We start from the raw sequence: 24,717 nt of genomic DNA, 5'->3' as shown, positions 1-24,717 counted from the left end.
GGCGCATGGCCACCGCACCCGACGCCCCCGGGCCCGGCCCCGCCGCCGCGGCCCGGGCCCGGCTGCTCGCCGCTCCCGGCCCCGGCGGCCGGGAGCGCCGCGCCGCGCTGTCCGCGCTCACCGACGACTGGCTGGCCGGCCTGTTCGCCGAGGCCGGCGCCCCCGCCGGGGTCGCGGTGGTCGCGGTCGGCGGCTACGGGCGCGGCGAGCTCTCCCCGCGCAGCGACCTCGACGTCCTGCTGCTGCACGAGGGCCGGCTGGACCCGGCCCTGCCCGAGCGCCTCTGGTACCCGGTGTGGGACTCCGGGGCCTCGCTCGACCACGCGGTGCGCACCCCGGCCGAGGCCCGGTCGGTGGCCGCCGCCGACCTGAAGGCCCAGCTCGGGCTGCTGGACGCCCGGCACGTGGCGGGCGACCCGGCGCTCACCGCCGCGCTGCGCTCCGCCGTCCTCGCCGACTGGCGGGCGGGCGCCCCGCGCCGGCTGCCCGAGTTGCGCGAGCTGGGCCGGGAGCGCGCCGAGCGGCACGGCGAGCTGTCCTTCCTGCTGGAGCCCGACCTGAAGGAGGCCCGCGGCGGCCTGCGCGACGTCGTCGCGCTCGGCGCGATCGCCGCGAGCTGGCTGGCCGACGCGCCCCGGGAGGGTCTGGACGCCGCCGCGCTCCGGCTGGCGGACGTCCGGGACGCCCTGCACCTGGTCACCGGCCGGTCCACCGAGCGGCTCTCCCTCCAGGACCAGGACCAGGTCGCCGAGCGACTGGGCGTGCCGGACGCGGACGCCCTGCTGCGCCGGGTCTACCGGGCGGCGCGGACCGTGGCCTACGCCTCCGACCTCGCCTGGCGCTCGGTGGAGCGGGTGCTGGCCGCCCGCTCGGGCCGGGGCCGCCGACCGCACCGGCGCTTCCCGTTCGGAGGCCCGTTCGCCGGCCCCGGCCGGGGCGCGGTGGCCCGGGGAGCGGTGGAGCGCCGGCCGCTCGCCGAGGGCGTCGTCGAGCAGGACGGCGAGGCGGTGCTCGCCCAGGGCGTCCGCCCGGCCGCCGACCCGGTGCTGCCGCTGCGCGCCGCGGCCGCCGCCGCGCAGAACGGCCTCCCGCTCTCGCACGCGACGGTGCGCCGGCTGGCGGCGGAGTGCCGGCCGCTGCCGGTGCCCTGGCCGGACGAGGCGCGCGAGCAGCTGGTCACCCTGCTCGGCGCGGGCGAGGCCTGCCTGCCGGTCTGGGAGGCGCTGGAGTCGCAGGGGCTGGTCACCCGGCTGCTGCCGGACTGGGAATGGGTGCGCTGCCGGCCGCAGCGCAACGCGGTGCACCGCTGGACGGTCGACCGGCACCTGGTGGAGACCGCGGTGCGGGCCGCCGCGATGACCCGCCGGGTGGCCCGGCCGGACCTGCTGCTGGTCGCCGCGCTGCTGCACGACATCGGCAAGGGCCGGCCGGGTGACCACAGCGAGGCGGGCGAGGCGGTCGTCCGTGCCCTGGCCGCCCGGATGGGCTTCGACCCGGAGTCGGTGGAGACCCTGGCGGTGCTGGTCCGCCACCATCTGACCCTGGTGGACACCGCGACCCGGCGGGACCCGGACGACCCGGCCACCGTGGAGGCCGTCACCAAGGCGGTCGGCTCGGTGCCCCGGCTGGAGCTGCTGCGGGCGCTGACCGAGGCGGACGCGCTGGCCACCGGGCCGGCCGCGTGGAGCGGCTGGCGGGCCTCGCTGGTGGACGGCCTGACCGCCCGGGCCGCCGCCGTGCTGACCGGGGCGGGCGGCGGCCGGCCCGGCCCCGTCGAGGCCGAGCCGACCGCCGAGCAGGAGCGGCTGGCGGTGGAGGCGGCCAGGACCGGCGGCCCGGCGCTGTCGCTGTCGGCCCGCAGCGAGTCGGCCGCGGCCGGCACCGGGCCGATGGGTGTGCGGCTGCTGCTGGCCGTCCCGGACCGCCCGGGGCTGCTGGGCACCGTCGCCGGGGTGCTGGCCCTGCACCGGCTGGCGGTCCGCTCGGCGGGGCTGCGCGAGCTGGACCCGATCGGCGCCGGGCCGGTGCTGCTGCTCTCCTGGACGGTGGCCGCGGAGTTCGGTGAGCTTCCGGAGGCGGCGCGGCTGCGGGCGGACCTGCGCCGGGCGCTGGACGGCTCGCTGGACGTCGCCCGGCGGCTGGCCGAGCGGGACGCGGCGGCCCCGCGGCGGCGGGGCGTGCCCGCGCCGCCGCCGGTGGTCGTGGTGGCGCCGCCGGTGGCCTCGGCGAGCGCGACGGTACTGGAGGTGCGCGCGCACGACGCCCCCGGGCTGCTGCACCGGATCGGCCGGGCGCTGGACGGCGCCGGGGTGCGGGTGCGGACCGCGCACGTCTCCACGCTCGGCGCGGACGCCGTCGACGCCTTCTACCTGACCGACGCGGCGGGCCGCCCGCTCGGCGCGCGGAGGGCGGGGGAGGTGGCGGACGCGGTCCGGGCGGCGCTGGGCTGAGGCCGTTCGCGGGGCCGTCCGCGAGACCGCTCCCGAGGCCCGCCGGAGACCGGTCGAACCCGGGTGGAGACCGTCACCGGGGCGGACGGATACCCTTGGGGACGACGACCGTACTCACACCGATGCCGCAGAGGACCCGCGACGACGTGTTCGACACCCTTTCCGATCGCCTCGCAGCGACGTTCAAGAACCTCCGGGGCAAGGGCCGCCTCAGCGAGGCGGACATCGACGCCACCGCCCGCGAGATCCGCATCGCGCTGCTGGAGGCGGACGTCGCGCTGCCGGTCGTCCGGGCCTTCATCAAGCAGGTCAAGGACCGCGCGCTCGGCGTCGAGGTCTCCGGCGCGCTGAACCCGGCACAGCAGATCATCAAGATCGTCAACGAGGAGCTCATCGCCATCCTCGGTGGCGAGACCCGCCGGGTGCGGTTCGCCAAGAACGGCCCGACGGTGATCATGCTCGCCGGTCTCCAGGGTGCCGGTAAGACCACCCTCGCCGGCAAGCTCGGCCACTGGCTCAAGAAGCAGAAGCACACCCCGCTGCTGGTCGCCTGCGACCTCCAGCGCCCCAACGCCGTCAACCAGCTGCAGGTCGTCGCCGAGCGCGCGGGCGTCGCGTTCTACGGCCCCCAGCCGGGCAACGGCGTCGGCGACCCGGTCCAGGTGGCCCGGGACTCGATCGAGTACGCCAAGCAGAAGCAGCACGACGTCGTCATCGTCGACACCGCCGGCCGCCTGGGCATCGACGCCGAGCTGATGCAGCAGGCCGCCGACATCCGGGCCGCCGTCAACCCGGACGAGGTCCTGTTCGTCGTCGACGCGATGATCGGCCAGGACGCGGTCACCACCGCGCAGGCCTTCCTCGAGGGCGTCGACTTCACCGGTGTGGTGCTCTCCAAGCTCGACGGCGACGCCCGCGGCGGTGCCGCGCTCTCGGTCGCGCACGTCACCGGCCGGCAGATCATGTTCGCCTCCAACGGCGAGAAGGTCGACGACTTCGACGCCTTCCACCCGGACCGGATGGCCTCGCGCATCCTGGGCATGGGTGACGTCCTCTCGCTGATCGAGAAGGCCGAGCAGACCTTCTCGCAGGCCGAGGCCGAGAAGATCGCCGCCAAGCTGCGCGGCGGCCCGAAGCAGTTCACCCTGGACGACTTCCTGTCCCAGCTGGAGCAGGTCCAGAAGATGGGCTCGATCTCCAAGCTGCTGGGCATGCTGCCGGGGATGGGCCAGATCCGCGAGCAGATCAACAACATCGACGACAAGGACGTCAACCGCGTCGGCGCGATCATCAAGTCGATGACCCCCACCGAGCGCGCCGAGCCGGAGCTGATCAACGGCTCCCGGCGGGCCCGCATCGCCAAGGGTTCGGGTGTCCAGGTCGGCGAGGTGAAGAACCTGGTCGAGCGGTTCTTCGAGGCCCGCAAGATGATGTCGGCGATGGCCTCCGGCAAGGGCGTCCCCGGGATGCCGGGCATCCCGGGCATGGGCGGCGGCGGCAAGAAGTCCGCCAAGAAGGCCCCGGTCGCCAAGGGCAAGCGCAAGAGCGGCAACCCGCTGAAGCGGGCGCAGGAGGAGGCCGCGGCCGCCGAGCGCCGCGCGCTCGGTGGCGGTCAGGCGCCCGCCGAGGGCGGCGCGTTCGGCCTCGGCGCGGGCAAGGGCCCGGCCGACTTCGAGCTGCCCAAGGAGTTCAAGGACCTGCTGTAGCCGGTCCTGCCGCAGTCCCGCCGCCGTGCCGGCGGCCCCGCACGGTCCCGGAACGGGCCGCGGGAACGGCCTGCGGGAACGGCCCGCCGCCCGGTTGTCCCCGGGCGGCGGGCCGTTCGCACGCCCGGTGGGCATCCGAGATGATGGTCCGATGCGAGTGACGATCAGGGCCCCGCGGGTCGGGGACGAGGCGGCGTACGCCGAGGCGGTCCGCCGGTCCGCCGAGCACATCGGCCGGTGGAACCCGGTGGAGCCGGACGCGCTGCCGGATCTGATGGAGCGCCAGGGGCCGTCCTTGCGGACCTACCTGATCGTGGACCGGGAGACCGGTGGACTGGTCGGCAAGGTCAACGTGGCCAACATCGTGATGGGCCGGTTCTGCAACGGCGCGCTCGGCTACGACTCGTTCCTGCCGTTCGCCGGCACCGGGCGGATGACCGAGGGCATGCGGCTGGTGCTGGACCGCTGCTTCGCCCCCCTGACGGAGGGCGGGCTCGGGCTGCACCGGCTGGAGATCAACGTCCAGCCCGACAACGACCGGTCGATCGCGCTGGCCAAGCGGCTGGGCTTCCGGCACGAGGGGTTCACCCCGCGGATGCTGTTCCTCCAGGGCTCCTGGCGGGACCACGAGCGGTTCGCGCTGACCGCCGAGGAGTGGCCGGCGCCGGCCGACGCGGAGGAACGGGACTGAGCGGGATTGATCGGGACCGAGCGGCGCCGCGCGGGGACGGGCGCCCCGTCCCGCGGGCGCCCCGCCCGGTCCCGCGTGCCCGGGCGGGGCGGCGTTGCGCTTGGAGGTGCCGAGCGGATGTCCGTATTGTCCGATGGGTGACTGATCCCGTGCCACCGCGCCAGACCCCCGACCAGCCGTGGCGATCCGAGGGCGCCCCGCCCCCGCCGCCCCCGCGGCGCAAGATGCCCGGCGGCTGGCTGGGTCTCGTCCTCACCGCCCTCGTGGTGTTCCTGATCAGCGACGTGCTGCTGTCCTTCTTCGGCCCCGGCGGCGCCACCACGATCTCCTACACCGAGTTCAACAACCAGCTGAACAAGGGCAACATCACCAAGATCTACTCCAAGGGCGACGCGATCGAGGGCACCCTCAAGAACGCCGAACCGAAGCCGGACGGCGGCAAGGGGACGTACACCGAGTTCGACACCCAGCGGCCGGTCTTCGCCGGGGACAACCTCTGGACCACCCTCCAGCAGCAGGGCGTCGAGGTCACCGCCGAACCGGTGGTCCAGCAGCGCAGCTTCCTCGCCAACCTGCTCATCTCGCTGGCCCCGATGCTGCTGCTGATCCTGGTCTGGGTGCTGCTCGCCCGGCGAATGGCCGGCGGGCTCGGCGGCGGGGCGCTCGGCCGCAAGGCCCCGCCCAAGCCGGTCGCCGAGGCCGGCCGTCGCACCACCTTCGCCGACGTGGCCGGCATCGACGAGGTCGAGGCCGAGCTCACCGAGGTGGTCGACTTCCTGAAGAACCCGGACCACTACCGCCGGCTCGGCGCCAAGATGCCGCGCGGCGTGCTGCTCAGCGGCCCGCCCGGCACCGGCAAGACCCTGCTGGCCCGGGCCGTCGCCGGCGAGGCGGACGTGCCGTTCTTCTCCGCCTCCGCCTCCGAGTTCATCGAGATGATCGTCGGCGTCGGCGCCAGCCGGGTGCGCGAGCTGTTCGCCGAGGCCCGCAAGGTCGCCCCGGCGATCATCTTCATCGACGAGATCGACACCATCGGCCGCCAGCGCGGCGGCGGCGGTGGCCTGGGCGGTCACGACGAGCGCGAGCAGACGCTCAACCAGATCCTCACCGAGATGGACGGCTTCACCGGCTCCGAGGGCGTCATCGTCATCGCCGCCACCAACCGGGCCGACGTGCTCGACCCGGCGCTGCTGCGCCCCGGCCGCTTCGACCGGCGGATCACCGTCAGCCCGCCGGACCGCGACGGCCGCGCGGCGATCCTGCGCATCCACGCCCGGCAGGTCCCGCTGGCCGGCGACGCCGACCTGAACCAGCTCGCCAAGGTCACCCCCGGGATGACCGGCGCCGAACTGGCCAACCTGGTCAACGAGGCCGCCCTGCTCGCGGTCAAGCGCCGCCAGGACGCGGTGAACGAGCGGGACCTCTCCGACGCGCTGGAGAAGGTCCAGCTCGGCGCCGTCCGGCCGCTGGTCATGCCGCAGGCCGAGCGGGAGCGGACGGCGTACCACGAGAGCGGCCACGCCCTGCTCGGCATGCTCCAGCCGGGCGCCGACCCGGTCCGCAAGATCACCATCGTGCCGCGCGGCCGCGCCCTCGGCGTCACCCTCTCCACCCCGGAGACCGACCGGTACTCCTACACCGAGCCCTACCTGCGCGGCCGGATCATCGGCGCGCTCGGCGGGATGGCCGCCGAGCAGGTGGTCTACGGGGTCATCACCACCGGCGCGGAGAGCGACCTGGAGCAGGTCACCAACATCGCCCGCGGCATGGCCGGGCGCTGGGGCATGAGCGAGCGGGTCGGCCGGCTCACCGCCGTCCCCTCCGACCCGCAGGGCGCGTACGGGCTCTCCGCGGCGCCGACCACGCTGGACGCGGTGGACGAGGAGGCCCGGCGGATCGTCGCGGAGTGCTACGAGGAGGCGGTGCGGCTGCTGACCGAGCAGCGGGCCCGGCTGGACGCGCTGGCGGCGGCGCTGCTGGAGGCGGAGACGCTGGACGAGGAGGCGGCCTACCGCGCGGCGGGGGTGCCCCGGAAGGCGCTCGACCAGGCCTGAGGGCCCGAAGGCCTGAGGCCGGGCGCCCGGGGTCGGGGGCCGGCGGGTCGGGGCCGGCGGGCCGGACGGCCGGATCGAGGGGCGCATGCCATGTCGGCGCGCGCCCCTCGGCCGTCGCGTGCCACGGCCGGGCCGATGCGCCGCCCGGCCCCGCGCGCGTCCGGCTCAGCGGGGCCGTTCGGCGATCAGGTAGCGGAAGACGTTGGTCATCCGCACCGCGCCGTCCGGCCGCAGGTAGGGCTGCAGCGACTCCTCCAGCTCCTTCGTCACCAGCGCCGGCCCGGAGAACTCCGCCGCCGCGTCGTACAGCCCGGTGGAGAGCAGCCCGCGCACCGCGCTCTCCAGGTCCGGGTAGGCGAACGGGCAGCCGACCCGGCCGCCGCCGGCCGGGCGCAGGCCGGTCCCGGCGAGCAGGTCCTCCAGCGCGCCGGGCGGGCTCAGCTCGAAGGGGTCGCGCGCCCCGCTGCGCCGGGCCATCCGCCGGGCGACGTCCAGCACGGCCGCGCTCTCGCAGCGCTCCCGCGGCCCCCAGGCGGCCAGCACCACGTGCCCGCCGGGCAGGACCAGCCGGGCCGCCCGGGCCACCGTCCGGCGCGGTTCGGCGCCCGTCGGCGGCTGCTCGAAAACGGTGACCAGCGAATAGGCCGAGCGGGCGACCTCCGGCTGCGGCCGGTGGTCCGCGCCGACCCGCAGCCGGCGCTCCCGGGCCAGCCCGCGCAGCTCGTCGTCGGGCTCGAGTCCGGCCACCTGCGCGCCCCGGCCGGCGGCCAGCAGCAGGGCGAGGCCGGAGCGGCAGCCCAGGCCCAGCACGCTGGTCGCCGGACCGACCTCCAGGCGGTCGTGGACGGCCTCGTAGAGCGGCACCAGCATCCGCTCCTGGATCTCCGCCCAGTCCCGTGCCCGGGCGGCGGCCCGCCCGGTGCCGGGGGGTGCTGCGGTCGTGCCGGTCACCCGCGCTGAAGCCATCGCGGCCTCCCATCCGGTCCTTCGGTGTGCTGCTCCGACCCCCCTCGACGTCCCGCCCCCACTCCAGCGAACAGCGGCTCGGGCCCGGCGTCCAGAGGGGTGGGGGGTGGTGCGCGCGTGTCGGGGGCGTGCGCCCCCGGCGGGTCGCCGGGCGGAACGGATTCGAAGTCCGGGGCCCGCTCCCCGTACGATTCGCCCATGGCTAAGGCACCCGTTCTCACCCCCCAGGCGGAAGACTTCCCGCGCTGGTACCAGGACCTCATCAACAAGGCCGAGCTGGCCGACAACGGTCCGGTGCGCGGCACCATGGTCATCCGACCGTACGGCTACGGTCTGTGGGAGCGGATGCAGCAGGAGATGGACGCCCGGATCAAGAAGGCCGGCGCCCAGAACGCCTACTTCCCGATGTTCATCCCGCAGTCCTACCTGACCAAGGAGGCGGAGCACGTCGAGGGCTTCGCCCCCGAGCTCGCGGTGGTCACGCACGGCGGCGGCAAGCAGCTGGACGAGCCGGTCGTGGTCCGGCCGACCTCCGAGACGATCATCAACGAGTACTTCTCGAAGTGGGTCCAGAGCCACCGGGACCTGCCCCTGCTGATCAACCAGTGGGCGAACGTGGTCCGCTGGGAGCTGCGCCCGCGCGTCTTCCTGCGCACCACCGAGTTCCTCTGGCAGGAGGGCCACACCGCCCACGCCACGTACGAGGACGCCCGTGACTACGCCTCGATGATCCACACCGAGGTCTACGGCGACTTCATGACCAACGTGCTCGGCATCGACGTCGTGCTCGGCCGCAAGACCGCCAAGGAGCGCTTCGCGGGCGCCATCAACACCCTCACCCTCGAGGGCATGATGGGCGACGGCAAGGCGCTGCAGATGGGCACCAGCCACGAGCTGGGCCAGAACTTCGCCAAGGCGTTCAACACCACCTACCAGCTGCAGGGCGCCGAGCGCGAGTACGTCTGGCAGACCTCCTGGGGCGTCTCGACCCGCATGGTCGGCGGCCTGATCATGTCCCACGGCGACGACAGCGGCCTGCGCGTCCCGCCGCGGCTGGCGGCCGTCCAGGCCGTCGTCCTCGCCATCAAGGGCGACGACGCGGTGATCGCCAAGGTCCGTGAGATCGGCGCCGCGCTGGAGGCCGCCGGCGTCCGCGTGGTCGTCGACGACCGCACCGACACCCCGTTCGGCCGCCGGGCCGTCGACTGGGAGCTCAAGGGCGTGCCGCTGCGGATCGAGGTCGGCCCGCGCGACCTGGAGAACGGCACCGCGATGCTGGCCCGCCGGATCCCGGGCGGCAAGGAGCCGGTCTCGATCGACTCCCTGGCGGCGACCCTCCCGGGGATCCTGGAGGAGGACCAGGCCCTGCTGCTGCGTCAGTCGCGCGAGCGCCGCGAGGCCCGCACGGTCGACGTCAAGACCATCGACGAGGCCGTCGAGGCCGCCTCCACCGGCTGGGGCCGGATCTCCTGGGCCGAGCTGGGCGCGGAGGGCGAGGCCAAGCTGGCCGAGCAGGGCGTCTCGGTGCGCTGCATCGTGGCCGCCGACGGCTCGGTCCCGCAGACGGACGACCAGGAGGGCAACGTCGCGCTCGTGGCGCGTGCCTACTGACCGTTCGGTGGCTTCCGCGGGAGCGGACGATCACGAAGGATGTCGCCGCAAAACGATGTCCGACGACGTGTTCTGACGGCCGCTGACCTGCCTGACGGGAAATTCGGACGGCCGATGACCGGCGTTGTTCCGAACATGTCTCACATGCCGACATCCCTACTGGTCGGTCAACTGCCGGTATTAACGGAATAGCGGTACGGTGTACGGCCCGTGGCCCTGTCAACTCGGCAGGACCACGGGCCGTACGTCCTGGGGGCGACAGCCCGCCCCCGGGCGGAATTGACGAGCCCGCCGCGCCGGCGGGCCCAAACCTGCAGGGGGTTGGTCTTGCGTCAGATCCGGAACGCGCATTTCGCGCGTAGTCGCACATTCCTGAGAGTTTCCTGGGAATTCCCGGGGAACCGGAACGCGCGGAACATCAGCTCCTACTCCATCGTTGGTCTAGCGTGAGCACGACACAGCCCCTCGTTCTCGCGGCCGAACTGGCCGCCGCCTGGAGTGACATCCAGGCCTATCATCAGGACCTCCCCGACCTCGCCTCGCCCGAGGCGCTGATCGGCGAGTCCTCCTCGGCCTGTGGCACCCGGCTCGGTTTCGAGCGGCTCCTCCACGAGGCTGCCCATGGTCTGGCCGCGGCCCGGGACATCCGGGACACCTCGCGGGCCGGCCGCTACCACAACCGGCGCTTCCTGCTCCTGGCCTCCGAGCTGGGCCTGGCGCACCCGGTCGAGCCGCACGCCAGCAGCGGCTTCTCCCAGGTGACCATGCTCAAGGAGACCCGCGAGCGGTACGCCGAGACCATCGAGCGCCTGGACCGCGCCCTCGGCGCGCACCAGGAGGCGGTGGCCGGCGAGGGATCCTCGCGCGCCTTCCGCGGCCCGGCGGCCCGGCACGGCTCCTCCGGGGGAGGCGTCCGGGTCAAGGCGGTCTGCGGATGCGGGCGCAACGTCCGGGTGGTGCCGTCGGTGCTCGCGCAGGCGTCCATCGTCTGCGGCGCGTGCCAGCAGCCGTTCAAGATCGCGTAGTTTCGGTTCGCACCTCGTCGCACGAACCCGGGGAGCCTCACGGCTCGGGGAACCGGGGGAGACCGGCGGGCGGCTGTGCGGGCAGTGGCCCGACCGGAGCGATCCACCACCACCGATCCACCGATCCACTGATCCACTGATCCACCGATCCACACCAATGCACCACTGATCCACCGATGATTCGCCAGTGAGGTGCACCGCGCAGGTGCGAGTTGGGCTGACCGGGAGCGGGGGCTCCCGGTCGACCTGTTTTCGGGGGGCGGCGCCCCGTGTGGCAGAATGGACCGCTGAGTACTCGGCAGCCGGGCAGGACCCCTCTCTCCTTCGGCTGGCGTGTCCCTTGAACGGCCCACCGCGCAACCCCACGCGAGGGCGGGGCCGCTCACCCACGTCAACACCAGGAGATTCCACTCCCGTGGCAGTCAAGATCAAGCTGAAGCGTCTCGGCAAGATTCGCTCCCCGCACTACCGCATCATCGTCGCCGACGCCCGCACCAAGCGTGACGGCCGTGCGATCGAGGAGATCGGCATCTACCAGCCGACCTACAACCCCTCGAAGATCGAGGTCGACGGCGACCGCGCCCAGTACTGGCTGTCCGTCGGCGCCCAGCCGACCGAGCCGGTGCTCGCCATCCTGAAGCTGACCGGCGACTGGCAGAAGTTCAAGGGCCTGCCGGCTCCGGAGCCGCTGAAGGTCGCCGAGCCGAAGGTCGAGGACTTCTCGCACCTGTTCGCCAAGGCCGTCGCCGGCTTCGAGGACGCCACCACCGGTGTCGCCATCACCCCGAAGGCCAAGAAGTCGGACAAGGCCGAGGCTGAGGCCGACGCCGCCGCCGAGGCCTGAGCGTGATCGAGGACGCCCTCGACCACCTGGTGAAGGGCATCGTCGAGCACCCCGACGAGGTGCAGGTGCGCTCGCGCAACCTGCGTCGGGGCAACACCATCGAGGTGCGGGTGCACCCCGATGACCTCGGCAAGGTGATCGGCCGGGGTGGCCGCACGGCGCGCGCCCTGCGCACCGTGGTCGGCGCCCTCGGCGGTCGCAACGTCCGGGTCGACCTGGTCGACGTGGACAACATTCGCTGACCAGGCTGCTCGTTCAGCCGTCAGGGTTTTCGAGGCCGGCCGGGACGCATGTCGTCCCGGCCGGCCTTCGCCGTTCTCGCGGCATCCGCAGCATGTGCGGCACCCTTCCGCACCCGCAGCACTCCGCAGCACCAGTACTTTGCAGCACCAGTACTTTGCAGCACCAGCACTCCGTAGCACTCCGAGCACTCATCCAGGAGAACGATCACCGTGCAGCTCGTCGTCGGCAAGATCGGCCGCGCCCACGGCATCAGGGGGGACGTCAGCGTCGAGGTCCGTACCGACGAGCCGGAGCTCCGGCTCGGCCCCGGTGCCGTCCTGCTCACCGACCCGGCCTCGGCCGGCCCGCTGACCGTCGAGTCCGGCAAGGTGCACAGCGGGCGGCTGCTGCTGCGGTTCGCCGGCGTCAAGGACCGCAACGCCGCCGAGGCGCTGCGTGGCACGATCCTGATCGCCGAGGTCGACCCGGAGGAGCGTCCGGACGACCCGGAGGAGTACTACGACCACCAGCTGATCGGCCTGGACGTGGTCCTGCTCGACGGCACCCCGGTCGGTGAGCTCACCGAGGTGGTCCACCTGCCCTACCAGGACCTGCTCACCGTGAAGAAGCCGGACGGGACGGAGGTGCTGGTGCCCTTCGTCAGCAGGATCGTGCCGACCGTCGACCTGGAGAACCAGCGCGCCGTCATCGACCCGCCGGCCGGCCTGATCGACCCCGAGGACGCCGAGGTCGTGCGCGGCGAGGCGGAGCCGGGCGCGGAGGACGCGGAGGACGCGCGGTGAGCTCCGAGGAGGCCGTGGAGACCACGGAGGCCGTCGAGAGTGCCGAGGCCGTGGAGACTGCGGAGGCCGTCGAGGCTTCGGCGCCGGCCGTGCGGCACGGGATGCGGATCGACGTCGTGTCGATCTTCCCCGAGTACCTGGAGCCGCTGAACATCTCGCTGGTCGGCAAGGCGCGCGCCCGCGGCCAGCTCGACGTGCACGTCCACGACCTGCGCGACTGGACGCACGACGTGCACCGGACCGTCGACGACAGCCCGTACGGCGGCGGCCCCGGCATGGTGATGAAGCCCGAGCCGTGGGGCGAGGCCCTCGACGCGGTGCTCGCCCGGGGGCCGGAGGGGGAGGTGCCGACCCTGGTGGTGCCCACCCCCAGCGGCCGGCCGTTCACCCAGGAGCTCGCGCAGGAACTGGCCGGCCGCCCCTGGCTGGCGTTCACCCCGGCCCGGTACGAGGGCATCGACCGGCGGGTGATCGAGGAGGCGGCCACCCGGATGCCGGTGGTCGAGGCGTCGATCGGCGACTACGTGCTGGCCGGCGGCGAGGTCGCGGTGCTGGTCATGGTCGAGGCGATCGCCCGGCTGCTGCCCGGCGTGCTCGGCAACGCCGAGTCCCACCGGGACGACTCCTTCGCGCCCGGCGCGATGGCCGACCTGCTGGAGGGCCCGGTCTACACCAAGCCCGCCGAATGGCGCGGCCGCACGGTGCCGGACATCCTGCTGAGCGGCAACCACGGCAAGATCGCCCGCTGGCGCCGCGACCAGGCCTTCGCCCGCACCCTGGCCAACCGGCCCGATCTGGTGGCGCGCTGGCGGAACGCGGACTTCGACAAGAAGGACCGTGCGGCGCTCGCCGGGCTCGGCCTCGCCTGGGACGAGGAGCTCGGCCGATTTCGGTCCGCGGCCGGTGGTGTGGAAGAATAGGCCGCTGCTGTCTGTCGCTGGGCTCCTCCCGCAGGGGTCACGTGGTTCGGCGCCCCCGCCACGGGGGGATCGCCGGTAGCCGGTGCGGCCCGCAGCAGACCCCATTTCTGACGACTTCCGTGGGCGGCCCGTGGCGCCTGCGATGGAGAGCAACATGAGCAACAAGCTCGCTGCTGTCGACGCGGCCTCGCTGCGTAGCGACATTCCGGCGTTCCGCGCCGGTGACACCCTGAAGGTGCACGTCCGGGTCATCGAGGGCAACCGCTCCCGTGTCCAGGTCTTCCAGGGCGTCGTCATCCGCCGCCACGGCGCCGGCGTCGGTGAGACCTTCACCGTTCGCAAGGTCAGCTTCAACGTCGGTGTCGAGCGCACCTTCCCGGTGCACACCCCGGTCGTCGAGAAGATCGAGGTCGTGACCCGCGGTGCGGTCCGCCGCGCCAAGCTGTACTACCTGCGTGACCTCCGCGGCAAGGCCGCGAAGATCAAGGAGAAGCGCGACCGCTGATCCACCGGCCCCCGGTACCGCCGGGGGATCGGATCGCTCTGGGGGGCCGGGCTGCCGCACGGTAAGCTCAGCCCCCGATGAGCACGCACGAACCACCCGCGGACCGCGACGGCCGTCCCGCACCCATCGGTGCGGGTTCGCCGACGCGGTCCGCGGTCGTTTCCGCGGCCCGCTCCGAGGAGGACGCTGCCGCGGGGACCGACACCCCCGCCGGCGCCGAGTCCGAGTCCGAGTCCGAGTCCGATTCTTACGTCGAGGGTGACACCGACACGGATACCGACGTCGAGGCCGAGACCGGCGCGGAGGGGGCGGGCAGGGGCTCGCGCTCGCGGGACCTGCTGGTGCTCACCGCGATCTGCCTGTTCGTGCTGCTGCTGGTGAACGCCTTCGTGGCGCGTCCGTTCTCGGTGCCCTCCGGGTCGATGGAGAACACCCTGCGCCCGGGCGACCGCCTGGTCGTGAACCAGCTGTCCTACGCCTTCGGCGGCCACCCGCAGCGCGGTGACGTGGTGGTGTTCGACGGTACGGGCTCCTTCCTCCGCAAGCCGCTGGAGCGCGACGGCCTCTGGAAGTCGCTGCGCTCCTTCGGCCGTGACATCGGACTGGTCCCGGCCGGTGACTCGGTCTACGTGAAGCGGGTCATCGGCGTCGGCGGCGACCGGGTCACCAGCGCCGGCCCGGGCCACCCGCTCACCGTCAACGGTGTGCCGGTCGACGAGTCCGGCTACCTGTACCCCGGCGACGAGCCGTCCGCCGTGGCCTTCGACGTGGTGGTGCCGCCCGGCAAGCTCTTCGTGATGGGCGACCACCGCAGCGCCTCCCGGGACTCCCGCGACCATCTCGGCGACCCCGGCGGCGGGTTCGTCCCCGAGTCCAGGGTGATCGGCCGGGCCGCCTGGGTGGTCTACCCGGTCGGGCACTGGGCCGCTGTGGACCGGCCGGCGGCCTTTGCCGCGACAGGGGGGACCGGTGGCCATGGGGACCAGAGGTAGGGGGCGGCTCGCCGACCACCCGCCCGCCGGACCCGCGTCCGGCTCCCCGACCGGCCCGGCGGACGACTCGGCGACCGGATCGGCGACCGGCCCGGGGAACGACTCGGGGAGTGCCCCGGGGAGCGGCCCCGCGCCCGGGGCGACGGAGGGGACCGCGCCCGCCCCGGTGGCGCGCGGGCGCGCCGAACGCCGGCGTACCGCCCGCCGTGCCGCCCGCCGCCGCAGACGCTCCCGCCTGCGCGAGATCCCGCTGGTCGTCGTGGTGGCGCTGCTCGTGGCGCTGGTGATGAAGACCTTCCTGGTGCAGGTCTTCGTCATCCCCTCCGGCTCGATGGAGCAGACCATCCAGGTCGGGGACCGGGTACTGGTGGACAAGTTCACCCCCTGGTTCGGCGCCGAGCCGGAGCGCGGCGAGGTGGTGGTGTTCAAGGATCCGGGCGGCTGGCTGGAGAACGCGCACGGATCCTCGACGGACGGGGTGGTCCTGCGGGCGGCCAAGCAGGTGCTGACCTTCGTCGGGCTGCTGCCCTCCGACAGCGAGCAGGACCTCATCAAGCGGGTGATCGGGGTCGGTGGTGACACCGTCGAGTGCTGCGACGAGCGGGGCAGGGTCAGCCTCAACGGCAGTCCGCTGGACGAGCCCTACCTCGCGCCGGGCAACCCGCCGTCCCGGCAGCCGTTCAAGGTGAAGGTGCCGCAGGGCCGGCTCTGGGTGATGGGCGACCACCGGGACGTCTCCGCCGACTCCCGTTTCCACATGGGCAATCCGGGGCAGGGCACCATCCCGGTGAGCGGTGTGGTGGGAAGGGCGTTCATGATCGCCTGGCCCCTCGGCCGGGTTCATCAACTTGAGGTGCCGGTTTCACTCTCCTCGGTGGCACGGGCTCCGGCGCACGGCGCGACCGCGCCGGACTCGCCGGGCAGGGGGCCGGTTCCTGAGGAACCTCCGCTCGTTATGGGTGTGTTGGGCATCCTTCCGCTCGTCGGCCGCCGGGTGGGGCGGGTCAGGTCGTAGGCCCGGGCGGCCGTTCGCAGGCGGGACCGCGCGTGTGGGACCGCGAGCCGGATGCCCGGGAGTGATAGAGAAGTGCTGGGTGCGGCCGACTCCTGTCGGGGGGCCGTGCCCGAAGGCCGCGCCGGTGTCAGGCGGACCCGTCCGGGGCCGTTCCTGGCGGGTGTGGCCGGCGGTGGAGCGTGGTGCCCGCTGTGCGGCACTGTGAGCGCGGACGCACAGGCGTCCGCACAGCAGGGAGGAGACGTTGTGGGGGATTTGGTGATCGGCGCCCGCTCAGGCGCCGGCGAGCCCGAGGGCTCCGGCGCCCGGGCGGCCCGGTCCGCGGAGGCCTCGGCGCCCTCGGCTTCGGCCGAGGAGGCGGCGGCCCAGTCCGCGGACGGGCACGGCGACGGTTCGGGCGAAGCCCCGCCGCCCCTCCCGGGAGCCTCCGGACCGGCGGACGGTACCGAGGAGCAGCCGCCACCGAGCGAGCGCAAGCCGCGTTCGTTCTGGAAGGAGCTGCCGATCCTCATCGGCATCGCCCTCGTCCTGGCGCTGGTGATCAAGACGTTCTTCGTCCAGGCGTTCTCCATTCCGTCGGAGTCGATGCAGAACACGCTGCAGGTCGGTGACCGCGTCCTGGTGGACAAGCTCACCCCGTGGTTCGGCGCCGAGCCCGAGCGCGGCGAGGTCGTCGTGTTCCACGACCCGGGCGGCTGGCTGGCCGACGAGCCCACCAAGGAGAGCAGCAACTCCTTCGTCCGGGGCGTCCAGGACGTGCTGAGCTTCGTCGGCCTGATGCCCTCCGACAACGAGAAGGACCTCATCAAGCGGGTCATCGCGGTCGGCGGGGACACCGTCGAGTGCGAGGGCGAGGGCCCGGTGAAGGTCAACGGGGTCGCGCTCGACGAGCCCTACGTCTACCCCGGCAACACCCCGTGCGGGACGAAGCCGTTCGGCCCGTTGAAGGTTCCCGACGGCCGGATCTGGGTGATGGGTGACCACCGCGCGGACTCGCTCGACTCGCGCTTCCACATGGACCAGCCGGGCGGTGGCTCCGTCCCGGTGGACGAGGTGATCGGGCGCGCCTTCGTGGTGGCCTGGCCGGTCAACCACTGGTCGACGCTGCCGGTTCCGGACACCTTCGACCAGAAGGGCCTGGCGGCGGCCGTGCCGGCGGTGCCCGCCGCGGCCGGTGCCGTGGGCGCCGTCGCCCTGCTCCCGCTGGTCCGCCGACTGCGGAACCGGCCGGACCGCGACCGGCGGTCCTGACCCCGGCCGGGGGCTCCCGGGTCTTGCGCGGGCCGTGGTACCGACGAGTAATCTGCTCGGACGTGCCACGGCCCGCCGGGTTTTCCGCCCGTGGCCCGAGCGCGCCGCCATGAGCGTTTCCGGGTCGGTCGGGGTTTGGACGGTGTCGATGAGCAGTGCCGTGGAACGGACGACCGACGACCGACCGGCCGCCGCCCGCCCCCGGCGCGGACCCGGAGCCGTCGCCCAGGGCGTGCTGCTCGCCCTCGGACTGGTCCTGCTGATCGGCGGCTTCGCGGTGATCGCCGCGAGCTACCGGCCGTACAGCATCCCCACCGCCTCGATGGAGCCCGCCCTCCAGGCCGGCGACACCGTCCTGGCCCGCAGGACCGACGGCGGGGACGTCCGGCGCGGTGACGTGGTGGTCTTCCGCGACCAGGCCTGGGGCGGCCGGCTCATGGTCAAGCGCGTGGTCGCGGTCGGTGGTGACACGGTCGCCGTCGGCGGCGGCGACCAGCGGCTGACCGTCAACGGCAAGCCGGTGGACGAGCCCTACCTCGCGGACCAGGGCGCCCAGGGCGCCGCCTTCAGCGTGGAGGTCCCGCCGGGCCGTCTCTTCCTGCTCGGCGACAACCGGCTCGGCTCGCTCGACTCCCGCGTCCACCTGGAGGTCGACGGCGGGACCGTCCCGGCCACCGAGGTGCAGGCCAGGGTCGAGGCCACCGTGCTTCCGCTCGGCCGGGCGGGGTTGCTGGCCGGCACCTCGGCGTTCGAAGCGGTCGGCGGGGACCGCTCGGCGGGCCCGGGACCGCTGGAGCCCGCGTTCTGGGCGAGCGTTGTAGGCGCGGCGACGATCCTCGTGACCACGGCGGTGAGCGGGGTGGCGGGCCTGGTGCACCGTCGCCGCCGCGCGGTCTGACTCCGGCCGGCCCGGTGCGCGCCGGGACCGCTCTTCCCAACCTCGCCCCGGACGACCGCGCCGGGTGGCAGGATCGGGGGAGCGACCGGGGCGGACGAAGGGAGCGTGGAGGCTCGTCATGGCGGCACAGCGGCGCAGGGCCTCGCGGATCCTGCTGCTCGACGGGCAGGACCGGCTGCTGCTCTTCCACGGCTCGGACCCCGCGGTCCCCGGCGTGACCTGGTGGTTCACCCCCGGCGGCGGCTTGGAACCGGGGGAGGACGTCCGGGAGGCCGCCGAGCGCGAGCTCCTGGAGGAGACCGGGCTGCACGGCGTGGAGCTGGGACCGGTGGTGGCGTACGGCAAGGCTTCGTTCTCCTATCGGGGGCGGCGCTACGAGCAGGATCAGTGGTTCCACCTGGCCCGCACGGCGGAGACGGCGCTGGACCACTCCGGCATGGGCGAGGACGAACACGCCCAGTTGCTCGCGGCACGCTGGTGGACGGTCGGGGAATTGCGGGCCACCGCCGAGACGGTCTATCCGGTCGGGTTGGTGGACTTTCTGGAGCGGCTGTTGACCGAGGGGCCGCCGGCTTCCCCGGTGAGGCTCTGAGGGTGAGTGCGGTGGTCCACAATGGGTGGACGTGACAAGTTGAGGGGACGCCTGGATGAGTGCCGAAGATCTCGAAAAGTACGAGACCGAGATGGAGCTCAAGCTCTACCGGGAGTACCGGGACGTCGTCGGCCTGTTCAAGTACGTGATCGAGACCGAGCGACGGTTCTACCTCACCAATGACTACGAGCTGCAGGTGCACTCGGTGCAGGGCGAGGTGTTCTTCGAGGTGTCGATGGCGGATGCGTGGGTCTGGGACATGTACCGGCCGGCCCGGTTCGTCCGCAAGGTCCGGGTGCTGACCTTCAAGGACGTGAACATCGAGGAACTCGCGAAGAGCGACCTGGAGCTGCCCTCGGACGAGTCCGGCTTCGGGAACTGACGGTGGACCGCCCGGTCCCCGGATGTCCAGGGGAATTTCGGGTATTCCGGGATAATCACCCCCGAGGGTGACAGGAGTTATCCACAGGCCCGGGTTTTCCACAGGCGAGAACAACTCTCTGGTCCGCTTCCGGACCGCACGGCAACCTCCACGGCGGAGGTGGTCACCGTGCAGGAGATCGAGCGCGCCACGCGCAAGCAGACCGCGAAGGCCCGGCGGGAGGGGCAGCCGCGCCGGAGGGCGACGCGGGCCCCGGCGGGCGGCCCGCCCCCGCCGCCCGGGCCGGGACCGGAGCGGCCGACCAACACCGGCCTCGGCCGCTACGGCGAGCAGGTCGCCGCCCGCCGGCTCGCCGAGGACGGGCTGCGCATCCTCGACCGCAACTGGCGCTGCGTCGAGGGCGAACTGGACATCGTCGCCCTCGACGGCGACACCGTGGCGGTCTGCGAGGTCAAGACCCGCTCCGAGCGGGGCTTCCAGCAGCCCAGCGAGGCCATCGGCCCGACCAAGGCGGACCGGCTGCGCCGTCTGGCCGAGCGCTGGATGGCCGAGCGCTGGCCGGGCCACTTCGCCCGGCTGGCCGGCCCCGAGTACCGGCCCGGCAGTACCGACCCGCCGTGGGCGCCCGTCCCGCCCGGCGGCGTCCGGATCGACCTGATCGCCGTCATCAACCGGACCCGTGGCGCCGCCTCGGTCGACCACCTGCGGGGGGTGGTCTGAGATGGCCTTCGCCCGGACGTGTTCCGTGGCCCTGGTCGGCGTCGACGGGGTGATCGTCGAGGTCCAGGCCGATCTGGAGCCCGGGGTGGCGGCGTTCACCCTGGTCGGCCTGCCCGACAAGGCGCTCTCCGAGGCCCGCGACCGGGTGCGCGCGGCGGTCGTCAACAGCGGCGAGGCCTGGCCGCAGCGGAAGCTGACCGTCGGGCTGAGCCCGGCCTCGGTGCCCAAGAGCGGCAGCGGCTTCGACCTCGCGGTGGCCTGCGCCGTGCTGGCCGCCGCCGAACGGCTCGACCCCTCCTCGATCGCCGACCTGCTGCTGATCGGCGAACTCGGGCTGGACGGGCGGGTGCGCCCGGTGCGCGGGGTGCTCCCGTCGGTGCTGGCCGCCGCCGACGCCGGCTACCGGCGCGTCGTGGTCGCCGACCAGACCGCCGCCGAGGCCGAGCTGGTCCCCGGGGTGACCGTCCTCGGCGTGCGGAGCCTGCGCCAGCTGATGGCCGTGCTCACCGGTGCCCCGGAACCGGAGGAGCCCGCCGACCGCCCCGGCGGGCACCCCGACCCGTTGATGGCGGGCCTGATGCTCCCCAGCGCGGGGGTGCGCGGCCTGCCCGACGAGGCGAGCGCCCGCACCGACCTCGCCGACGTGGCCGGCCAGTACGAGGCCCGCCGGGCCCTGGAGATCGCCGCCGCCGGCGGCCACCACCTCTATCTCAAGGGACCGCCCGGCGCGGGCAAGACCATGCTGGCGGAGCGGCTGCCGTCGCTGCTCCCGCCGCTGACCCAGAAGGAGGCACTGGAGGTCACCGCGGTCCACTCGGTCGCGGGGCTGCTCCCGGCCGGGCGGCCGCTGGTCGACCGCGCGCCCTACTGCGCCCCGCACCACTCGACCACCATGCCGGCGATCGTCGGCGGCGGCAGCGGGCTGCCGAGACCGGGTGCGGTCTCGCTGGCCCACCGGGGCGTCCTGTTCCTCGACGAGGCGCCGGAGTTCCCCGTCCGGGTGCTGGACGCACTGCGCCAGCCGCTCGAATCGGGCGAGGTGGTGATCGCCCGGTCGGCCGGATCGATGCGGCTGCCGGCCCGGTTCCTGCTCTGCCTGGCCGCCAACCCCTGCCCGTGCGGGAGGCACTCGCGGCGGGGCGAGGGCTGCGAGTGCACCCCCGCGATGGTCAGCCGCTACCAGGGCCGGCTCTCCGGGCCGCTGCTCGACCGGGTCGACCTCCAGGTCCAGGTCGCCCCGGTGACCAGGGTCGAACTGATGCAGCGCGACGCCTCGGCGGAGACCACCGAGGTCGTCGCGGCCCGGGTGCTGGCGGCCCGCGAGCGCGCGGCCACCCGACTGGCCGGCACACCGTGGCGGACCAACGCCGAGGTCCCCGGCCACGAGCTGCGCACCCGCTGGCAGCTGGCGCCGAACGCGCTGAACGACGCCGCGCGTCAGCTGGAGCGGGGCCTGCTGACCGCCCGCGGCCTGGACCGGGTGCTGCGGGTCGCCTGGACGGTCGCCGACCTGGCCGGCCGGGACCGGCCGGAACAGTGCGACGTCCGGACGGCCCTCGTCCTGCGCACCGGAGTCGAGCAGGGGCTCCCGCTGACGGAGCGCTTCCTCGGCCGACCGGACACCGCCCGGGAGCCGACCGGCGCCCGCTTCGACGACCGGCCCGACGACCGGTCCGAGCGCCGCCCGGCCCGCTCCCGGTCCGCCCCCCGGAAGCCCGATCCGCAGCCCGAACCCGAGGAGGCCGGCCCGTGAACCGCACCATCGACGACCTCGCCCCGGGCCCGCCCGCGGACCCGGGAACCGCCACCCGACCCGGGGCAGCGCCCGAGCCGGCGCCCCGGCCGCAGCCCGGGCCCGAGCCCGAGCACGAATCCGGCCCCGAGCCCGAGCCGGAACCCGCTCCCGAGCCCGAGCGCATCGCACGCGCGGCGCTCAGCCGGCTCAGCGAACCCGGGGACGCCGCCCTCGGCCGCTGGCTCGCCGGCTCCGGCGCCCTCGACGTCGTCCGGGCGATCCGCGACGGTACGGCACCCGGCCGTCCGGGCCCGGACGGCACCCGCCTGGCGGCCTACCGGGCCCGGCTGACCGGCCTCGACCCGGTCGCCGACCTGGAACGGGTGCGGGCGGTCGGCGGACGCTTCATCATTCCGGGCGACACGGAGTGGCCGAGCCAGCTGGACGACCTCGGCGAGACCCGGCCCACCGGCCTCTGGGTGGTCGGCACCGGCTCGCTGCGCCTGCTCGCGCTGCGCTCGGTCGCGGTGGTGGGCGCCCGGGCGTGCACGGCGTACGGCGCGCACGTCGCCGGGGACCTCGCCGCCCAGCTCGCCGAGCGGGGCTGGGTGGTCGTCTCCGGCGGCGCCTACGGCATCGACGCGGCCGCCCACCGGGGCGCGCTGGCGGTCGGCGGCCCGACCGTCGGCGTGCTCGCCTGCGGGGTGGACGTGGCGTACCCGCGGGGCAACACCGGGCTGATCCGCCGGATCGCCGAGCAGGGGCTGCTGCTGAGCGAACTCCCGCCGGGGGAGCACCCGACCAGGTTCCGGTTCGTGCTGCGCAACCGGGTGATCGCGGCGCTGACCCGCGGCACCGTGGTGGTCGAGGCGGCGCTGCGCAGCGGGGCGCTCAGTACCGCCAGACGCGCCCGGGACCTCAACCGGCACACCATGGGCGTGCCCGGCCCGGTGACCTCGGAGCTGTCCGCCGGGGTGCACGCCCTGATCCGCAGCGGCGCCGCCGCCGTGGTGACCGACGCCGCCGAGGTCGCCGAACTGATCGGCGCGATCGGCGAGGACCTGGCGCCGCAGCGCGGCGGCCCGGTGCTGCCGAGGGACCTCCTGGAACCGGCGGCGGCCCGGGTCCTGGAGGCGGTGCCCGCCACTCCGGACGGCGCACCGGTGGAACGGCTGGCCCGGCAGTCCGGGCTCCCGCCGGACGAGGTGCTCCAGCGGCTCTACGAGCTGGGCTCGCTCGGCTACATCGAGCGGCACGGCGCGCACTGGCGCCTGGTGCGCAGGAGGTGACGGCGGCTCCGGAGGCCCGGCGGCGCGGGTGGACCACACGGACGAGTGGGAGGAGGGCCGGGGATTGACGGACCGGGCGGGTGCGGCGCGGCCCGGCGTCCGGCTCGTGGACCTCCGGCGGCCCCGGTGAGGCGGCACGAACGCCACCGGATCGGGGGACGACCGAGTGGCGGTAGCACTGCGCAGTGACTCGGTCACGCTACGCTCGCCATGCCTTCCCTATCAGCACATGACTCGGCAGAACGGCGCAGACCAACGTATGCCCACACACATTCCCGGACACCGAGTGACCGGTGGCGCCCGGTCCTCGGGAGGGCCGCGCACCGAGCGGCGCACCGTGACCGAGTTCCCGCCCAAGGGCACGGGTGGGATGGGGGCCCTCGCACGGCAGGGCGGCCGCCCGGCGCACCCCGGGGCGCACGACGACCGGCCGGACGCGCCCGGCGCTTCCGCCGACACGGCCGCCCCCGGGCCGGCCGAGGCGCCGGGTGTCCGCCGGGAGGCGGGCGGCCGGGAGCGCACGGCGCTCGAGGAGCTCTGGCGCGCCTACAAGGAGACGGCCGACCAGCGGCTGCGGGAGCAGCTGATCCTGCACTACTCACCGCTCGTCAAGTACGTGGCGGGCCGGGTCGGGGTCGGCCTGCCCTCCAACGTCGAGCAGGCGGACTTCGTCTCCTCCGGGGTCTTCGGGCTGATCGACGCGATCGAGAAGTTCGACATCGAACGTGCCATCAAGTTCGAGACCTACGCCATCAGCCGGATCCGCGGCGCGATCATCGACGAGCTGCGGGCACTGGACTGGATCCCGCGCTCGGTGCGGCAGAAGGCGAAGGCGGTCGAGCGCACGTACGCGACGCTGGAGGCCCGGCTGCGGCGGACGCCGAACGAGCCCGAGGTGGCGGCCGAGATGGGCATCGCCATCGAGGACCTGCACGCCATCTTCAGCCAGCTCTCGCTCGCCAACGTGGTGGCGCTCGACGAACTGCTGCACCCGGTCGGCGAGGGCGGCGACCGGCTCAGCCTGATGGACACCCTGGAGGACCACGGCGCCGACGACCCGGTCGAGGTGGCCGAGGACCGCGAGCTGCGCCGGCTGCTGGCGCAGGCCGTGAACACGCTCCCCGAGCGGGAGAAGACCGTGGTGACGCTCTACTACTACGAGGGGCTGACCCTCGCCGAGATCGGCCAGGTGCTCGGCGTGACGGAGAGCCGGGTCAGCCAGATCCACACCAAGTCGGTGCTCCAGTTGCGCGCCAAGCTGTCGGACATCCGATAGCTCCGCGGGGTGCGCCGCGCACGTCCGTACCGCGCCCCGCGCCCCGGTACGCAACCCTCCGCATCGCGGCGGTGCGCGGCACCGTACCGGCGGGATGTAGGGCTCCGTACAGTGGAGTGCGTGCCGAAGATCCGAGCGGCCAGTGTGGCCGAGCACCGTCAGATGCAACGGGCAGCCCTCCTCGACGCTGCCCGCAGTCTCCTCACCGAGGGAGGCACGGAGGCCCTGACCTTCCCCGCGCTCGCCGCTCGCACGGGGCTCGCGCGGTCCTCGGTGTACGAGTACTTCCGCTCGCGGGGGGCCGTGGTCGAGGCGCTCTGCGAGACCGACTTCCCGCTCTGGGCCGCCGAGATCGAGGCCGGGATGGCGAGCCGGGACACCGCGGCCGAGCGGATCGAGGCCTACGTCCGCGGCCAGCTCGCGCTGGCCGCCGACCCGCGCCACCGGGCGGTGGCCGCGATCTCCGCGCTGGAGCTGGACGACGCGGCCCGTGAGCGCATCCGGGCGGCCCACGGGACGCTGGTGGGACTCGTGGTCCAGGCTCTGGAGGACCTCGGCCACGAGCAGCCCCGGCTGGCCGCGGCGCTGCTCCAGGGCATCGTGGAGGCGGCCGTCCGGCAGTCGGAGCAGCGGGCCGCGGGCGGCCGGGCGGAGAGCCCCGAGGTGATCGCGGACGCCGCCGTCGCCCTCGCCCTGCACGGTCTCGGCCCGGGCTGACCCGCCGGGCCGGGTCCTGGGGGAGCGGGTCGGCGAGCGGCAGCAGCCGGGCC

Annotated in this window: 23 protein-coding genes; 22 read left to right on the top strand and 1 reads right to left on the bottom strand. The window is 74.1% G+C overall.

Annotated features, from left to right (window positions below):
• The first annotated feature begins 5 nt into the window (after positions 1-5).
• The 4 genes from ABT093_RS26465 (at position 6) to ftsH (ending at position 6,901) form a co-directional block, all read left to right on the top strand.
• A complete protein-coding gene (locus ABT093_RS26465) occupies positions 6-2,450 on the top strand; it encodes a [protein-PII] uridylyltransferase (protein ID WP_350568721.1) in 2,445 nt (814 codons plus the stop codon).
• Between the two features lie 146 nt (positions 2,451-2,596).
• Positions 2,597-4,156, top strand: coding sequence for a signal recognition particle protein (gene ffh / locus ABT093_RS26460; RefSeq protein WP_350568783.1), 1,560 nt, complete (start codon positions 2,597-2,599; stop codon positions 4,154-4,156).
• A gap of 151 nt (positions 4,157-4,307) precedes the next feature.
• On the top strand, positions 4,308-4,847 hold the full coding sequence (locus tag ABT093_RS26455; protein WP_350568720.1) for a GNAT family N-acetyltransferase: 540 nt from the start codon (positions 4,308-4,310) through the stop codon (positions 4,845-4,847).
• A gap of 137 nt (positions 4,848-4,984) precedes the next feature.
• Positions 4,985-6,901, top strand: coding sequence for an ATP-dependent zinc metalloprotease FtsH (gene ftsH, locus ABT093_RS26450; RefSeq protein ID WP_350568719.1), 1,917 nt, complete (start codon positions 4,985-4,987; stop codon positions 6,899-6,901).
• A gap of 165 nt (positions 6,902-7,066) precedes the next feature.
• Here the strand turns inward: ftsH and ABT093_RS26445 are convergent, their stop codons facing one another.
• Positions 7,067-7,867, bottom strand: a complete 801-nt coding sequence (locus ABT093_RS26445; protein WP_350568717.1) for a class I SAM-dependent methyltransferase — start codon at positions 7,865-7,867, stop codon at positions 7,067-7,069.
• 198 nt (positions 7,868-8,065) lie between these two features.
• Between ABT093_RS26445 and proS the strand changes: the two genes are divergently transcribed.
• The 18 genes from proS (at position 8,066) to ABT093_RS26355 (ending at position 24,664) form a co-directional block, all read left to right on the top strand.
• Positions 8,066-9,478: a proline--tRNA ligase gene (gene proS / locus ABT093_RS26440; protein ID WP_350568716.1), complete on the top strand. Its 1,413-nt coding sequence runs from the start codon at positions 8,066-8,068 to the stop codon at positions 9,476-9,478.
• Positions 9,479-9,924: 446 nt separating this feature from the next.
• Positions 9,925-10,503 carry a hypothetical protein gene (locus ABT093_RS26435; protein WP_350568714.1) on the top strand — a complete coding sequence of 193 codons (579 nt, stop codon included), beginning with the start codon at positions 9,925-9,927 and terminating at the stop codon, positions 10,501-10,503.
• Positions 10,504-10,918: 415 nt separating this feature from the next.
• Entirely contained in the window at positions 10,919-11,347 is a 429-nt protein-coding gene (gene rpsP, locus ABT093_RS26430; RefSeq protein ID WP_344337896.1) for a 30S ribosomal protein S16, read from the top strand.
• A gap of 2 nt (positions 11,348-11,349) precedes the next feature.
• The gene (locus ABT093_RS26425; protein ID WP_030056773.1) at positions 11,350-11,589 is read left to right on the top strand and encodes an RNA-binding protein; all 240 of its coding nucleotides are present in this window, start codon (positions 11,350-11,352) and stop codon (positions 11,587-11,589) included.
• Between the two features lie 210 nt (positions 11,590-11,799).
• Entirely contained in the window at positions 11,800-12,372 is a 573-nt protein-coding gene (rimM, locus tag ABT093_RS26420; protein ID WP_350568712.1) for a ribosome maturation factor RimM, read from the top strand.
• Between the two features lie 101 nt (positions 12,373-12,473).
• On the top strand, positions 12,474-13,292 hold the full coding sequence (gene trmD / locus ABT093_RS26415; RefSeq protein WP_350568781.1) for a tRNA (guanosine(37)-N1)-methyltransferase TrmD: 819 nt from the start codon (positions 12,474-12,476) through the stop codon (positions 13,290-13,292).
• 154 nt (positions 13,293-13,446) lie between these two features.
• Entirely contained in the window at positions 13,447-13,797 is a 351-nt protein-coding gene (gene rplS / locus ABT093_RS26410; RefSeq protein WP_063347674.1) for a 50S ribosomal protein L19, read from the top strand.
• Positions 13,798-13,874: 77 nt separating this feature from the next.
• A complete protein-coding gene (gene lepB, locus ABT093_RS26405) occupies positions 13,875-14,789 on the top strand; it encodes a signal peptidase I (RefSeq protein WP_350568710.1) in 915 nt (304 codons plus the stop codon).
• Positions 14,773-15,804 carry a signal peptidase I gene (lepB, locus tag ABT093_RS26400; protein ID WP_350568709.1) on the top strand — a complete coding sequence of 344 codons (1,032 nt, stop codon included), beginning with the start codon at positions 14,773-14,775 and terminating at the stop codon, positions 15,802-15,804. The genes lepB (ABT093_RS26405) and lepB (ABT093_RS26400) overlap by 17 nt, the downstream gene beginning before the upstream one ends.
• A 246-nt stretch (positions 15,805-16,050) precedes the next feature.
• The gene (gene lepB, locus ABT093_RS26395) at positions 16,051-17,055 is read left to right on the top strand and encodes a signal peptidase I (RefSeq protein ID WP_350568707.1); all 1,005 of its coding nucleotides are present in this window, start codon (positions 16,051-16,053) and stop codon (positions 17,053-17,055) included.
• Positions 17,056-17,203: 148 nt separating this feature from the next.
• Positions 17,204-17,953 carry a signal peptidase I gene (gene lepB, locus ABT093_RS26390; RefSeq protein WP_350568705.1) on the top strand — a complete coding sequence of 250 codons (750 nt, stop codon included), beginning with the start codon at positions 17,204-17,206 and terminating at the stop codon, positions 17,951-17,953.
• 118 nt (positions 17,954-18,071) lie between these two features.
• Positions 18,072-18,545 (top strand): NUDIX hydrolase, encoded by a 474-nt coding sequence (locus tag ABT093_RS26385; RefSeq protein ID WP_350568703.1) that lies wholly within the window; start codon positions 18,072-18,074, stop codon positions 18,543-18,545.
• A 55-nt stretch (positions 18,546-18,600) separates the two neighbouring features.
• Positions 18,601-18,927, top strand: coding sequence for a DUF2469 domain-containing protein (locus ABT093_RS26380; protein ID WP_030056781.1), 327 nt, complete (start codon positions 18,601-18,603; stop codon positions 18,925-18,927).
• Positions 18,928-19,104: 177 nt separating this feature from the next.
• On the top strand, positions 19,105-19,647 hold the full coding sequence (locus ABT093_RS26375; RefSeq protein WP_502884321.1) for a YraN family protein: 543 nt from the start codon (positions 19,105-19,107) through the stop codon (positions 19,645-19,647).
• 1 nt (position 19,648) lies between these two features.
• A complete protein-coding gene (locus ABT093_RS26370) occupies positions 19,649-21,400 on the top strand; it encodes a YifB family Mg chelatase-like AAA ATPase (RefSeq protein ID WP_350568701.1) in 1,752 nt (583 codons plus the stop codon).
• Complete coding sequence (gene dprA, locus ABT093_RS26365) at positions 21,397-22,671, top strand: DNA-processing protein DprA (RefSeq protein ID WP_502884320.1); 1,275 nt, start codon at positions 21,397-21,399, stop codon at positions 22,669-22,671. Before ABT093_RS26370 ends, dprA begins: the two co-directional genes overlap by 4 nt.
• Before the next feature lie 370 nt (positions 22,672-23,041).
• Complete coding sequence (whiG, locus tag ABT093_RS26360; RefSeq protein ID WP_350568700.1) at positions 23,042-23,947, top strand: RNA polymerase sigma factor WhiG; 906 nt, start codon at positions 23,042-23,044, stop codon at positions 23,945-23,947.
• A 144-nt stretch (positions 23,948-24,091) separates the two neighbouring features.
• Positions 24,092-24,664 carry a TetR/AcrR family transcriptional regulator gene (locus ABT093_RS26355; RefSeq protein ID WP_350568779.1) on the top strand — a complete coding sequence of 191 codons (573 nt, stop codon included), beginning with the start codon at positions 24,092-24,094 and terminating at the stop codon, positions 24,662-24,664.
• Positions 24,665-24,717: the final 53 nt, after the last annotated feature.

This window comes from Kitasatospora sp. NPDC002551 (genome assembly GCF_040296005.1).
Classification (GTDB): Bacteria; Actinomycetota; Actinomycetes; order Streptomycetales; family Streptomycetaceae; genus Kitasatospora.
Note: the sequence above shows the minus strand (reverse complement) of the source record. Positions and strands in the feature narration are given on the sequence as shown.